The organism is Caulobacter sp. BP25, from assembly GCF_002737755.1.
In the GTDB taxonomy this organism is placed as follows: Bacteria; Pseudomonadota; Alphaproteobacteria; order Caulobacterales; family Caulobacteraceae; genus Caulobacter.
In genome coordinates this window covers 122,146-135,546 of the sequence record NZ_PEGH01000004.1, presented here as the reverse complement: position 1 = coordinate 135,546, position 13,401 = coordinate 122,146, and the positions used below count along the sequence as shown (strand labels likewise).

The following is a 13,401-nucleotide window of genomic DNA, read 5'->3' as shown; positions in this document are numbered from 1 at the left end:
CGTGCGGGCTTGGCTCGGCTTTGCATCCTGGCGAGATATCCGTTCTCTGTCGCTCGGCGTCGCGCAAGGATATTGCTCTGTGTGCGACGGATTGCGCCCGGGGCGCAAATTGCTTGCTCGATTCAAGGTGTCTGTGTAGAAAGTCGCTCATGACTGTCGCGCGCGACCTGCTTTCGCTTCGGCTTACCAGCCCCTGGGCGCTCTAGGGGCCGCGCATCGTCGTGGCCGGGCGCACAGGGGACATTTGACCCGCAGCCCGCACGCCACACACCCCATTCGACGAGTACTCCCATGACCCCCGATATTTCTGGCGTATCCGCCAGCGCCGCCGACAAGCGCGACAACGTCGTCATTTTCGACACCACCATGCGCGACGGCGAGCAGTCGCCCGGCGCTTCGATGTCGCTGGAAGAGAAGCTGGAACTGGCCAAGATCCTCGAGGAGATGGGGGTCGATATCATCGAGGCCGGCTTCCCGATCGCCTCGAACGGCGACTTCGAAGCCGTCCGCGAAGTGGCCAAGATCGTCAAGAACTCGACCATCGCCGGCCTGTGCCGCGCCCACCAGGTCGACATCGACCGCTGCGCCGAGGCCCTGAAGCCCACACAGCGCGGCCGGATCCACGTGGTCATCGCCACGTCCGACCTGCACATGAAGCACAAGCTGCAGATGGAGCCGGACGCCGTCATCGACGTGATCGCCCGCTCGGTGGCCCACGCCCGCAACCTGCGCGACGATATCGAGTGGTCGGCCGAGGACGCCACCCGCAGCGACCGCCAGTTCCTGCGCCGCGCGGTCGAGACCGCCATCAAGGCCGGCGCCACGACGATCAACCTGCCTGACACCGTCGGCTACACCTATCCGTCGGAATATGCCGACCTGTTCAACTGGATGGTCAACAATGTCGAGGGCGCCGACAAGGTGATCTTCTCGACCCACTGCCACAACGATCTGGGCCTGGCCGTGGCCAACAGCCTGGCCGGCGTGCAGGGCGGGGCCCGTCAGGTCGAGTGCGCGATCAACGGCCTGGGCGAGCGCGCCGGCAACGCCGCGCTGGAAGAGATCGTCATGGCCCTGAAGGTGCGCGGCGACCGCCTGCCTTACCGCACCGGCATCGACACCACCCACATCACCCGCGCCAGCCGCTACGTCTCGGCCATCACCGGCTTCCCGGTGCAGTACAACAAGGCCATCGTCGGCAAGAACGCCTTCGCGCACGAGAGCGGCATCCACCAGGACGGCATGCTCAAGAACCGCGAGACCTACGAGATCATGACGCCGGAATCGGTGGGCCAAGCCCCGTCGAGCCTGGTCATGGGCAAGCACTCGGGCAGCCACGCCTTCCGCGCCAAGCTGAAGGACCTGGGCTACGAGCTGGGCGAGAACGCGCTGAAGGAAGCCTTCGGTCGCTTCAAGGACCTGGCCGACCGCAAGAAGCACGTTTACGACGACGACATCATCGCCCTGGTCGACGACGCCCTGGCGCGCGGTTCGGAAAAGATCCGCGTCTCGCGTCTGCGCGTGGTCGCCGGCACCGACGGCCAGTCGGCCGAGCTGACCCTGGACGTCGACGGCGTCTCCAGCACGGCCGAGGCGACCGGCGACGGTCCCGTCGACGCGGTGTTCAACGCCATCCACAAGATCGTGCCGCACAGCGCCGCCCTGCGCCTCTTCCAGGTGCACGCGGTGACCGAAGGCACGGACGCCCAGGCTCAGGTCTCGGTGCGTCTGGAAGAGGATGGCCGCATCGCCACCGGCGCGGCCGCCGACACCGACACCCTGACGGCTTCGGCCAAGGCGTACGTCAACGCCCTCAACAACCTCTTCGCCCGCAAGGAGAAGAGCCGGCCCGAGGCGGCGATCGCCAGCGGGTTCTAAGGCTTAGGCGTTCCGGCTTCGTCGGAACGCCGCCTTCACCGCCACCCCATCGCTTGAACCTGCCGGTAAGGCGGGTTCGCGTGCGCCCGGCTTCCAGCGGAAAGCCGGTCGATGGCGCATGCCTGCACCCATGAAGAGGGCCGCCATGACCTTTGGCGACAACACGGCCGCAGCGCCGGCCGCCTGGGCGGATATCCAGGCGCGGACCGTGGCGCTGGGCTTCGACATGCCGTCGGAGGCGAACACCGGCGCGATGCTCCGACTTCTGGCCGCTTCCAAGCCCGGCGGGCTGTTTCTGGAGCTAGGAACGGGCACGGGCCTGGCCACGGCCTGGCTTCTGAGCGGAATGGATGGCGCCGCGCGTCTGGTCAGCCTGGATGTGGACCCCGTCGTTCAAGGCGTCGCGCGGGACCTCTTGCAGGATGACCGCGTGTGCTTCGTGCTAGGCGATGGCCTGGACTACGTGCGTAGCCAACAGGCGAGTTCATTCGACATGATTTTCGCCGACGCCTGGCCGGGCAAGTACGAGGGGCTGGATGAGACCTTGGCGTTGCTCAAGCGGGGAGGGCTGTACGTGATCGACGACATGACGCCTCAGCTCAATTGGCCGGAGGGGCATCAGGCTAACGTCGACGACCTCGTCGCCCGCCTAGAGAGCCGCGCCGATCTCGTCGTGACCCAGCTGGCTTGGGCGTCTGGCTTAGTTTTAGCGGCGGTGCGTTGACGACATGATCTGGATCCCCATCACCGTCGCCGCCGCCGCCCTGCAGGTGGCGCGCAACGCCGCGCAGCGCTCGATCATGGGCGGGGCGGGCCCCTGGGGGGCGACCCTGGTGCGGTTCCTGTTCGGACTGCCATTCGCCACGGCATTCGCCGCCGTGGGGTGGCTGCTGACGCCGGGCGCCGCCGCCCATCCGACCCTGGTCTTCTGGCTGGCCTGTTTCGCTGGAGCGGGCTTGCAGATCGCGGCCACGGCGGCGCTGTTGACCGCCATGCAGCGCTCGACCTTCGCCCTGGGCACGGCCATGCAGCAGAGCGGCCTGCCGTTCGCCCTGGTCTGGGGCGCGTTGTTCTTCGGCGACCATGTGGGCGCTGTCACCTGGGCCGGCGGCCTGATCGCCAGCATCGGCCTGGCCGCCCTGACCTGGCCACGCGGCGAGGTGGTGATGCGCAAGGGCGCGGCCTTGGCCGGCCTGGGCTCTGGGGCGGTGTTCGCGCTCAGCGCCAATTGCTTTCGGCAGGCGAGTCTGGCTTTCGAACCAGCCCATCCGGCCGCATCGGCCTTGGTGACCGTGATGGTGGTGCAGGCGATCCAGACCGTAGGCCTGACGGGCTATCTGGCCTGGCGCGATCCGGGCGCCTTGAGAGCGGTGATCGCCGCCTGGCGCCAGTCACTGGGCGCGGGCTTCTGCGGCGCCGCCGCTTCGGGGCTGTGGTTCACGGCCATGGCGCTGTCGCCGGTTGGGCCGGTGAGGGCGGTCGGGGTGGTCGAAATGCCGATCGCCGCGATCGCCGGACGTCGTCTGTTCAAGGAGCGTCTGACGACGGCGCAAATCGTCGGTGGGGTGGTGACGGCCGTCGGTGTCGTGATGGCGGCTCTGGGCTAGATTTCGCCACGATCCGGTGATCGGACGACTTAACCGGAAAAGCCTTGAAACAGGCGCTGAATAGACCTTGAAATCAACGCTTTCGCAGGGCAAACGGGCTGGCGTCGAAGCGTTTTGGCGATCAAGACGATGGCGCGGCCAGGGGGCGGCGCTTCCGTCTGACGTTTACGCGCGCCGACCCGGTCGAAGTCCCCTAGTTGCGGGAATCATGTTGTCCTCGCATTGATTTGAAGTAGGAGCCGTTTCCCTTCGTCGCCTCTTCTGCCGGATGTCCGGACGGAATGGGTTCCGCTTCTCCGATCTGCCCCGCCTATCTCGACCTGCCCGTCCCTTAAGCCCCTCCTACCCCTCAGTCAGGGCCTTCAATGTTCTCTTCCCTCTTCGGCGTGATCTCGAACGACATCGCCATCGACCTCGGCACGGCCAACACCCTCATCTACATGAAGGGCAAGGGGATCGTTCTGAACGAGCCGTCGGTGGTGGCGCTGCGCAATGTCGGCGGCCGCAAGATCGTCCACGCCGTGGGCATTGAGGCCAAGCAGATGCTGGGCCGCACGCCGGGGCACATGGAAGCCATTCGCCCGATGCGCGACGGCGTGATCGCCGACTTCGAAGTCGCCGAGGAGATGATCAAGTACTTCATCCGCAAGGTTCACAACCGCAAGGGCTTCGTGAACCCCAAGGTGATCGTGTGCGTGCCGTCGGGCGCCACCGCCGTGGAACGCCGCGCCATCAACGACAGCTGCCTGAACGCCTCGGCGCGTCGCGTGGGCCTGATCGACGAGCCGATGGCCGCCGCGATCGGCGCCGGCCTGCCGATCCACGAGCCGACCGGCTCCATGGTCGTCGACATTGGCGGCGGCACCACCGAGGTGGCTGTGCTGTCGCTGTCGGGCATCGTCTATTCGCGCTCGGTCCGCGTCGGCGGCGACAAGATGGACGAGGCGATCATCAGCTATATGCGTCGCCACCATAACCTGCTGATCGGCGAGACCACCGCCGAGCGCATCAAGAAGGAAATCGGCACCGCCCGCGCGCCGGCCGACGGCGAGGGGCTGTCGATCGACGTCAAGGGGCGCGACCTGATGCAGGGCGTGCCGCGCGAAGTGCGCATCAGCGAAAAGCAGGCCGCCGACGCCCTGGCCGAACCGGTCGGGCAGATCGTCGAGGCCGTGAAGGTCGCCCTGGAAGCCACGCCGCCGGAGCTGGCCAGCGACATCGCCGACAAGGGCATCATGCTGACGGGCGGTGGCGCGCTGCTGCGCGGCCTGGACGCCGAGATCCGCGACCACACCGGCCTGCCGGTCACCGTGGCCGACGACCCCCTGTCGTGCGTCGCCCTGGGCTGCGGCAAGGTGCTGGAGCATCCGAAGTGGATGAAGGGCGTCCTGGAATCGACTCTGGCCTAGTCTTAAAGCTCCTCTAGAGGCGCCGGGGGGCGCCAGGAGAACAGTTCGTGCCCTTTCGCGAAGGTCCCCTCGGCGACCTGAAAGTGCCGCTTACCTGGACGGCCGCCGTGGCCCTGGTGGTGGCGGCCGTTATCGCCGTGGCTTTCCTGCTGGCGGACCGGCGCGAGACCCTCCAGGAGCAGGCCTACGGCGTGACCCGCCAGACGATGGACACCGTGGCCAAGCCGGTCAGCGGGGCCATCGCCGCGCCGGGCCGCTGGACGGGCCTTGGCGTCGATTATGTGCGCAGCTACTTCTTCACGGCCTCGGAGAACCGTCGCCTGAAGGCCGAGATGGCCGAGATGCGCCAGTGGCGCGATCGCGCCCTGGCGCTGCAGGACCAGAACGATCGCTTCCGCTCGCTGCTGGGCCTGCGCACCGATCCGCCGATCCCGATGACCGCCGCGCGCGTTGTCAGCGACAGCCGCGGGCCGTTCGCCAACACGCGTCTGGCCGATGCGGGTTCGGAGCGAGGCGTCGAGGTCGGCAATCCCGTTCTCAACGAACGGGGCCTGGTCGGTCGTGTGGTCGGCGTCGCCAACGGCGCCAGCCGCGTGCTGCTGCTGACCGACATCGCCTCGCGCACGCCGGTGATGATCGACCGCACCAACGCTCGCGCCATCCTGACCGGCGATGGCGGACCCAATCCGAAGCTCGACTATCTGCGCGGTGTTGATCCGATCCAGCAGGGCGACCGGGTGGTGACCTCCGGCGACGGCGGCGTCGTGCCGCGCGGCCTGCCGGTGGGCGCTGCGGTCAAGGGTCTGGACGGTCGCTGGCGCGTGGTGCTGTTCGCCGACCAGGCGTCGATCGACTATGTCCGCATCCTGCTGTTCAAGGACTTCGCTCAGCTCGCCGACCAGAAGCAGCTGGAGACCCACAGCCTGCCGCCGGTGACGACCGAGGACCCGCAGGCCTCGATCCTGTCGACCCCGACGCCGCCGCCTTCGGCGCCCACGACAACGCCGTCGCCCGCGCCCAAGCCCCCTGCTGCCGCGACGACGGCGCCGGCTTCGGCCCGGCCTGTCGCGGCGACGGAACCCCCGCGATGAGCGGCGCGCGCTCTCTGAACCCGACGGTGTGGCTGGGCGTGCCGATGCTGGTCTGCGTCGGGGTCACCGTTCTGTTCTCGGCGCCGATCCGCCTCTGGGGCCTGCAGCTACCCGAGCCGGTCTTCGCCATGGTTCCGGCCTTCGCCTGGGCCTTGATCCGACCCTCGATCCTGGCCCCGTTCGCGATCCTGCTTCTGGGCCTGTTCCTGGACATGTTCTGGGGCGGGCCGACGGGCCTCTGGGGCCTGTCGTTGCTGCTGGGCTATGCGGTCGTTCTGCTGTTTCGCAACATGATGACGGGCCAGAGCCAGCCGATCCTGTGGGGCTGGTTCGCGGCGATCACCGCGCTCAGCATGGCGGCGGGCTACATCTTCACCATGCTCGACAGCGTGGCCATCCCGAGCCTGCTGGCCGTGTTCTGGCAGTTCCTGGCCACGGCGCTGCTGTTCCCGTTCGCCTATCGCCTGATCGACCATTTCGAGGACGCCGACGTGCGTTTCCGGTGAGGTCATGAGCGAACCCTCAATCTTCTTTTCCGAGGTCAACGAGCGCCAGGGTGTTTTCCATCGGCGCGCCTTCCTGCTGGGCGGCCTGACGGGCGCGGGCTTGCTGGCCCTGGGCGGCCGCCTAGCGCAGCTGCAGCTGGTCGAGGCCCAACGCTACCAGAAGCTCTCGGCCGGCAACCAGTTCAACTACCGCCTGGTGCCGCCGCCGCGCGGCCTGATCCTAGACCGCAATGGCGTCTCCCTAGCCTCGAACCGGCCGAACTTCCGGCTGATGATCAACAAGGACAAGGACCTGAACGCCGAGGCCGTGCTGGACGACCTGTCCAAGCTGGTCCCGATTGACGGCTCGCGCCGCGCGCGGGTGCTTCGGGAGCTGGACCGCGCGCCCCGCCGCGCGCCGGTGGTGGTGATGGAAGACCTGTCGTGGGAGGAGTTCTCCCGCGTCAATATCCGCGCGCCCGAACTGCCCAACGTCACCGCCGACATGGGCGAGGTGCGGGTCTATCCATTCGGCGGCGCCTTCGCCCACGTGATCGGTTATGTCGCCAAGGTCTCGGATCGCGATCTGAAGGCCGCCGAGGGCGATGCGACCCAGGACCAGGAGTTGCTGCACCATCCCGGCTTCCGGATCGGCAAGCAGGGGGTCGAGAAGGCCTTCGATCAGCCGCTGCGCGGCCGCGCCGGCGCGACCAAGACCGAGGTCGACGCCCAGGGGCGCGTCGTGCGGCTGGATCCGGAGGGCGACATCCCGGCCACGCCGGGCAAGGCGATCCGCCTAACCCTCGACGCCGATATCCAGAACCGCGCGCTGGAGGTGATGGGCGACGAGAGCGGCGCCATCGTCGTGATGGACATCCGGAACGGCGACCTCCTGACGATGGTCTCCGCGCCTAGTTTCGACGCCAATCGCTTCGTGAAGGGGCTGTCTGGCCCCGAATACAAGGCGCTGGCCGAGTACGAGCGCAAGCCGCTGCTGGACAAGTCGATGACCGGCCTGTTCCCGCCCGGCTCGACCTTCAAGCCGACGGTGGGCTTGGCGGCTCTGGCGGCCGGCATTGATCCGGAGATCCGGATCAACTGTCCCGGCAGCTGGTACTATGGCGGTCGCGTCTGGCGGTGCTGGGAGAAGGGCGGCCACGGGCCGCAGAACCTGCACGACGCCATCAAGAATTCCTGCGACATCTATTTCTACCAGACGTCGCTGAAGATCGGCCCGGACGCCATCGCCAAAGCGGCGCGCGCGATGGGCTTTGGTCAGCTGTTCGACATCGGTATTCCTGGTCAGAAAAAAGGGCTCGTGCCCGACCGCGAGTGGAAGAAGCGGGCCTTCAAGAAGAATCCCGCCAACCAGATTTGGTTTCCCGGCGAGACTCCCAGCTACGGCATCGGGCAGGGGGCTCTGACCGTCAACGCCTTGCAGTTGGCGGTAATGACCGCGCGCCTGGCCAACGGCAAGAAGGCCCTGACGCCGCGCCTGATCAAGTCGGTGGGCGGTGTCGAACAGCCCAGCGGCGCCGAGGTGCCGGACCTGCCGTTCTCGCAAGAGCATCTCGACTATGTGCGCGGCGGCATGGCGGCCGTGGCCAATGACGTGCGCGGCACCGCCTATCGGCAGAGCCAGCTAGGCCTTGGCGACGTGCAGATGGCCGGCAAGACGGGCACCGCGCAGGTGCGCAGCTACGACAAGGGTGTTTCGCGCGACAGCAAGGACGTGCGCTGGCGCCTGAAGGACCACAACCTGTTCGTGGCCTTCGCGCCCTTTGACGATCCACGCTACGCGGTTTCGGTCATCATCGAACATGGCGGCCTGGGCGGCGCGACCGCCGGCGCGCCCCGCGCCCGCGAGGTGATGCGCGTGGCCCTGCTGAAGGATCCCGAGATCCGGGCCCGTATCGAGCGGCCAGCGCCGCTGCCCGAAGCCGCGCCCGAGGCGGTGATGGAAGGCGCGGCGCCGGCGGACCCGGTCGCAGGACCGGCGCCCGTGGCGGCGGGGCCGGACGGCGTTTCGGCGTCTCCCACCGCTGGTCCGCAAGGAGCTCCCCGATGACCTTGAGCGGCGGCCTCACCCGGCCCGGCGAGCGCGACCGGCCGATCATCAAGTTCATGGAGGTCGACTGGACCTTCTGCCTGGTGCTGGCGATGATCGCCGGGATCGGCAGCCTGATGCTGTTCTCGATCGCGGGCGCGTCTTGGGAGCCGTGGGCCGACAAGCATCTGCTGCGCTTTGGCATCTACTTCGTGATGATGATCATCCTGGCGATGATCGACCTGCGGGTCTGGTTCGCCATCGCCTATCCGCTGTACGCCGTCGGGCTGCTGCTGCTGGTGGCGGTCGAGCTGGTGGGGGATGTGTCGCTGGGCGCGCAACGCTGGCTCAGCATCGGGCCGCTGCGGTTCCAGCCGTCCGAGATCATGAAGATCGGCGTCGTCCTGGCGCTGGCGCGATACTATCACGGCCTCTCGGCCGATAGCGCGCGGCTGTCCTGGCGGCTTTTGATTCCCGCCTTCATGATCATCGCGCCGGTGCTTCTGGTCGCGCACCAACCCGACCTGGGCACCGCCATCCTGATCGCCGCGCCGGGCTTTGCGATCATGGTGCTGGCGGGGCTGTCCTGGCGCATCATCCTGGCGGGCGCCGGGGCGGTGCTGGTGGCCATCCCGCCCTTCGTGATGTTCGTGCTGCACGACTATCAGCGCAACCGCGTGCTGACCTTCCTCAATCCCGAGCAGGATCCGTCGGGCACCGGCTACCACATCCTGCAGTCCAAGATCGCCCTGGGCTCGGGCGGTCTTCTGGGCAAGGGCTTTGGGCTTGGTTCCCAGAGCCAGCTGAACTTCCTGCCCGAGAAGCAGACCGACTTCATCTTCGCCACCCTGGCCGAGGAGTTCGGCTTCGTCGGGTGCTTCGGGGTGCTGTTCCTGTATGGCGCGGTGATCTTCATGGCGCTGCGCATCGCTTCGATCAGCCACAGCCACTTCGGGCGCCTGGCCGCCGGGGGTGTGACGGCCACCTTCTCGATGTATGTTCTGATCAACGGGGCGATGGTCATGGGCATGGCCCCGGTCGTGGGCGTGCCGATGCCGATGCTGTCCTATGGCGGCACCGTCATGGGCACGGTGATGATCGGGTTCGGCCTGGTCCAAGCCGTGCGTGTGCACCGTTACACCGAGGTGACCAGCGGCAAGGGCTCGCTGGTCTAGACCGCCAGCGCCGCGTCCGTTGCCCGCACCAGGCCGTCGATGACGCCCGGCTCGGTGGAGGCATGGCCAGCGTCCCAGATGATGTCGAAGCGCGCTTCGGGCCAGGCCTTGTGCAGCGACCAGGCGCTGTCCAGCGGCGTGACCACGTCGAAGCGGCCTTGCACGATCCAGCCGGGGATATGCCGGATCTTGTCGATGTTCTTCAGGATCCAGCCGTCCTCGTCGAAGAACCCCTTGTGGGTGAAGAAGTGGCACTCGATCCGCGCGAAGGCGATCGCGAAGTCCTCTTCATTGAACTTCGGGGGACGGGCCTCCGGCCCTCGCAGCGAGATCGTGTCACCCTCCCACTGGCTCCAGGCGGCGGCGGCCTGGGCCTGCACGCGGCGGTCGGGAGAGGTGAGCCGGCGGTGATAGGCCGCCATTAGGTCGCCGCGCTCCTCGGCCGGGATGGGGGCCAGGAACCGCTCCCAGGCGTCGGGGAACAGCATCGAGGCCCCGTCCTGGTAGAACCAGCGCAGTTCCTTGTCGGTCAACAGGAAGATGCCGCGCAGAACCAGGCCGTCGACGCGGTCGGGGTGGATGATGGCGTAGGCCAGCGCCAGGGTCGAGCCCCACGAGCCTCCGAACACGGTCCACTTCTCGATTCCCAGATGCTCGCGCAGGCGCTCGATGTCGGCGATCAGGCTCCAGGTGGTGTTGTCGTCCAAGCTGGCGTTCGGGCGCGAGCGGCCGCAGCCACGCTGGTCGAACAGGGTCATGCGCCACTTGGATGGATCGAAGAACCGCCGCATGGTCGGATTGACCGCGCCGCCTGGACCGCCGTGCAGGATCACGCAGGGCTTGCCGCGCGGATTGCCGCATTCCTCGTAGTAGATTTCGTGCGGACCGCCCGTCGGCATCCAGCCGAACGAGAACGGCTCGACCTCACGATAGAGGCCGCGACGGCCGACTGAGCTCATGGCGGCGGCGGAAGCGTTACGATCCATGGCGCTAACCCTAACGTGGTTTTCGTTCGCCTGTGAACGGAGGAATGCGCCGGGGTCGCGACGTTTCGTCGAGTTCTGTATTGTGCGCGTATGATTCAGCCGGCCCCTGAAGACTACACCGACGAAGAACTGCTCGAGATGCTTAACCCTCGGCAGTTGGCGGAGCTTGACCGTCAAATCGGCCAGATGTTTGGCGCCGAGGGCGTCGATCGCGTCGAAGCCCTGTTCGCCATGGCCAATGTCTATTCCATCCGCGCGGCTGAGCGCGACGAGGTCACCGCCCTGGCCATGCTGCAACTGGCGGCGGCCATGCGCCGCCGCGCCGAGGCGCTGCTGAACGCCAGCTAGGCGCGAAGCCAGCTTCCAGCTTTTCGGATAGGCTCAAGGACCCGACAGTATTGGTCGCCGGCGTCTGGAAGCGCACATAGCGACCTGAACGTGTGCAGTCGTGTGGCGCGGGGCAACCGGCGATACGGCGGCGGCCCGGCTGATCGCCACTACGCCGCGAATAATCCCACACCGCGCGCTGGCGCACCTCAGGCAAAGCCTTGCCGCCTCCAGTATACAGTTCAGAATTTGCGACCTCTGATCGCTCGGAGCGTTCGTCTGAAACAGTATGTTTCCGCAGGTTTCGCTCGGGGAATACGCAGGCAATCTGCGCCGGCAAAGGTCCATGGAGTTGAAGCGATGGACTGATGAATATTGGGTAGCACCGGATTGAATGCGGGCCTGGCGCGGCTGTTTGGCTTAAGGCTCGTTAGCGATATTACCGAAAGACTGTGTGATATCGGCGCGCGGCCGATCCTGAACGCCAGGCGCCAGGATCGCCTTGAGAGAATCCGGAAAGCAGGCGTGCTCTTCGTCCACGTGCCCAAGAACGCGGGCATGTCGATTTCCGAGATGCTCTATGGCTGCCAAGTGAAGCATGCTTCGGTGCGCTACTACGCGCGAGTTGCACCCGATTTACTTCGCGACTTGGACAGCATCGCGGTCGTTCGAGATCCTGTTGATAGGTTTCTTTCGGCATACGACTATGCGCGCGCGGGCGGCAGTGCGGATAACCGCGTCTCCGCGCCATTTTACGATATCTACAAGGCGTTTCGCTCGGTTGAAGACGCATTGGACCATGTCGAGCGCGCCGCATCGCTCTACCATGTCGATCACATCTTCCGCCCTCAAACCTGGTATCTGGCCGACGCTGCGGGTGCGATCCGTGTTCGCCGCCTTGTGCGGTTCGAGCAGGTCGGCGAGCTCGCCAGCCAGTTCAGCAGCGGCCGACCGGTCCCGTCAATGAATCGGCGATCCAGGCCCGTGACCCATGTTACGCCGCAGCAAATTCAGCGTATCCGCCGGGTCTATGCCAGCGATGTCGCCTTGTTCAAGGGCTACAGTCGCCGGATCGAAACGGCAGCGCCGTGCATAACGGCGGGCGTAACGGAGGCGGCGCCCCTTCAAGGCTGAGTGACAGACGTATGTGAGCGAGGGGCGCCGCTTCCCTAGAGCATTTTCCGATAAGTGTGAAACGGTTATCGGATCGAAAAATGCTCTAAGCTTTTGAATTAGAGCCCTTTTTATCCGATCTGATTGATCCAATCAGATCGGAAAGGGCTCTAAGCCCCCAGCGGGAACTTCCGGTCCAGCCAGTCCAGCAAGGCGGCGTTGACCTCGGCGGGCTTCTCCTGCTGGGTCCAGTGTCCGCTTTCCTTGATCAGCACCTTCTCCAGGTCGCCGATCTGGTCGCCCATGCGGTCGGCCATGGAGGGCGGCAGCACCACGTCATGCTCGGCCATCAGCATCAGGCAGGGGACGCCGTCGATCCGCGTGGGCAGGTCCTCGGCCATGCGCCAGTTGCGGCTGAAGTTGCGGTACCAGTTGATACCGCCGGTGAAGCCCGTGCGCTTGAAGGCCTCGACGAAGACCGAAAGCTCCTCGGGCGACAGGAACTGGTTGTCGTCGATCGCTGGGTCGTAGTGGGCCAGGGCGTCCTGCAAGGCCAAGCTGCGCTGTTCGGTCGGGCGAGACTCGAAGTCCTGTAATGTGCCCTTGGGCAGGCGCATGAAGAAGCGGAGGGTTTTTTCCGCGTCCGCGCTCAGCTGCGCGTCGGCCACGCCAGGCTTCTGGAAGTGGACGATGTACATGTCCTCGCCATAGGCGGCGCGGAACATCTCGATCGGATCGAAGGGTAGGCGCGGGATGAAGGGCGTGTTGAGGCCCACGACGCCGGCGACGCGCTCAGGGTGCAGCAGCGGCATGGCCCAGACGACGATGCCGCCCCAGTCGTGGCCGACGAAGATCGCCTTCTTGGCGCCGAGGTGATCGAGCAGGCCGACCAGGTCGCCGGTCAGGTGCTCCATGTCATAGGCCTCGACCGCCTCTGGGCCGGGCGTCAGTCCATAGCCGCGCTGGTCGGGCGCGATCACCCACCGTCCGGCCGCCGCCAGGGCGGCGATCTGGTGACGCCAGGAGAAGGCCAGCTCTGGAAAGCCATGGCAGAAAACGATCGGGACGCCGCCGCGCGGCCCGGCCTCGTAGTAGGCCATTCGTATGCCGTTGACGTCGGCGAAATGTGGCGCGGGTAGGGGCGGGGCCGTCATCAGCAAGCGTCTCCCTTGAGCATTCTTATGTGATTGCTGTTCAGATTGGAGCGTTGATCGAAGGGGCGCAAGCCAGACGCGAGAATTCGCCATTAGGTGTTTATTCGGGTGCGAACGCGCGTAAAAAGC

Annotated in this window: 13 protein-coding genes; 11 read left to right on the top strand and 2 right to left on the bottom strand. The window is 66.4% G+C overall.

Annotation, left to right across the window (positions count from 1 at the left end; translation table 11 throughout):
- Nucleotides 1-149: 149 nt before the first annotated feature.
- The 9 genes from CSW59_RS20870 (at nt 150) to rodA (ending at nt 9,692) form a co-directional block, all read left to right on the top strand.
- On the top strand, nt 150-206 hold the full coding sequence (locus CSW59_RS20870; protein WP_106907293.1) for a hypothetical protein: 57 nt from the start codon (nt 150-152) through the stop codon (nt 204-206).
- A gap of 85 nt (nt 207-291) precedes the next feature.
- A complete protein-coding gene (locus tag CSW59_RS01875; RefSeq protein WP_369825729.1) occupies nt 292-1,878 on the top strand; it encodes a 2-isopropylmalate synthase in 1,587 nt (528 codons plus the stop codon).
- 145 nt (nt 1,879-2,023) lie between these two features.
- Nucleotides 2,024-2,602 carry an O-methyltransferase gene (locus tag CSW59_RS01870; protein ID WP_099442674.1) on the top strand — a complete coding sequence of 193 codons (579 nt, stop codon included), beginning with the start codon at nt 2,024-2,026 and terminating at the stop codon, nt 2,600-2,602.
- Nucleotides 2,603-2,606: 4 nt separating this feature from the next.
- Nucleotides 2,607-3,485 (top strand): multidrug transporter, encoded by an 879-nt coding sequence (locus CSW59_RS01865; protein ID WP_099442427.1) that lies wholly within the window; start codon nt 2,607-2,609, stop codon nt 3,483-3,485.
- Nucleotides 3,486-3,850: 365 nt separating this feature from the next.
- Nucleotides 3,851-4,894, top strand: coding sequence for a rod shape-determining protein (locus CSW59_RS01860; protein ID WP_004623009.1), 1,044 nt, complete (start codon nt 3,851-3,853; stop codon nt 4,892-4,894).
- A gap of 47 nt (nt 4,895-4,941) precedes the next feature.
- Entirely contained in the window at nt 4,942-5,985 is a 1,044-nt protein-coding gene (mreC, locus tag CSW59_RS01855) for a rod shape-determining protein MreC (RefSeq protein ID WP_099442426.1), read from the top strand.
- The gene (locus tag CSW59_RS01850; RefSeq protein WP_099442425.1) at nt 5,982-6,491 is read left to right on the top strand and encodes a hypothetical protein; all 510 of its coding nucleotides are present in this window, start codon (nt 5,982-5,984) and stop codon (nt 6,489-6,491) included. Before mreC ends, CSW59_RS01850 begins: the two co-directional genes overlap by 4 nt.
- A 4-nt stretch (nt 6,492-6,495) precedes the next feature.
- The gene (gene mrdA, locus CSW59_RS01845) at nt 6,496-8,538 is read left to right on the top strand and encodes a penicillin-binding protein 2 (protein WP_236632137.1); all 2,043 of its coding nucleotides are present in this window, start codon (nt 6,496-6,498) and stop codon (nt 8,536-8,538) included.
- Nucleotides 8,535-9,692 (top strand): rod shape-determining protein RodA, encoded by a 1,158-nt coding sequence (rodA, locus tag CSW59_RS01840; protein WP_099442424.1) that lies wholly within the window; start codon nt 8,535-8,537, stop codon nt 9,690-9,692. The genes mrdA and rodA overlap by 4 nt, the downstream gene beginning before the upstream one ends.
- Here the strand turns inward: rodA and pip are convergent.
- A complete protein-coding gene (gene pip, locus CSW59_RS01835) occupies nt 9,689-10,678 on the bottom strand; it encodes a prolyl aminopeptidase (protein ID WP_099442423.1) in 990 nt (329 codons plus the stop codon). The two genes, rodA and pip, sit on opposite strands and share 4 nt — an antisense overlap.
- 90 nt (nt 10,679-10,768) lie before the next feature.
- Here pip and CSW59_RS01830 point away from each other — a divergent pair, with 90 nt between their 5' ends.
- Together CSW59_RS01830 and CSW59_RS01825 are read left to right on the top strand one after the other, a co-directional pair.
- Entirely contained in the window at nt 10,769-11,026 is a 258-nt protein-coding gene (locus CSW59_RS01830; RefSeq protein ID WP_099442422.1) for a low temperature requirement protein A, read from the top strand.
- Nucleotides 11,027-11,380: 354 nt separating this feature from the next.
- Entirely contained in the window at nt 11,381-12,139 is a 759-nt protein-coding gene (locus CSW59_RS01825; RefSeq protein WP_143754933.1) for a sulfotransferase family 2 domain-containing protein, read from the top strand.
- Nucleotides 12,140-12,288: 149 nt separating this feature from the next.
- On the opposite strand, the gene CSW59_RS01820 is transcribed toward CSW59_RS01825, so the two are convergent.
- Nucleotides 12,289-13,272, bottom strand: coding sequence for an alpha/beta fold hydrolase (locus CSW59_RS01820; RefSeq protein WP_099442420.1), 984 nt, complete (start codon nt 13,270-13,272; stop codon nt 12,289-12,291).
- Between the last annotated feature and the right edge of the window lie 129 nt (nt 13,273-13,401).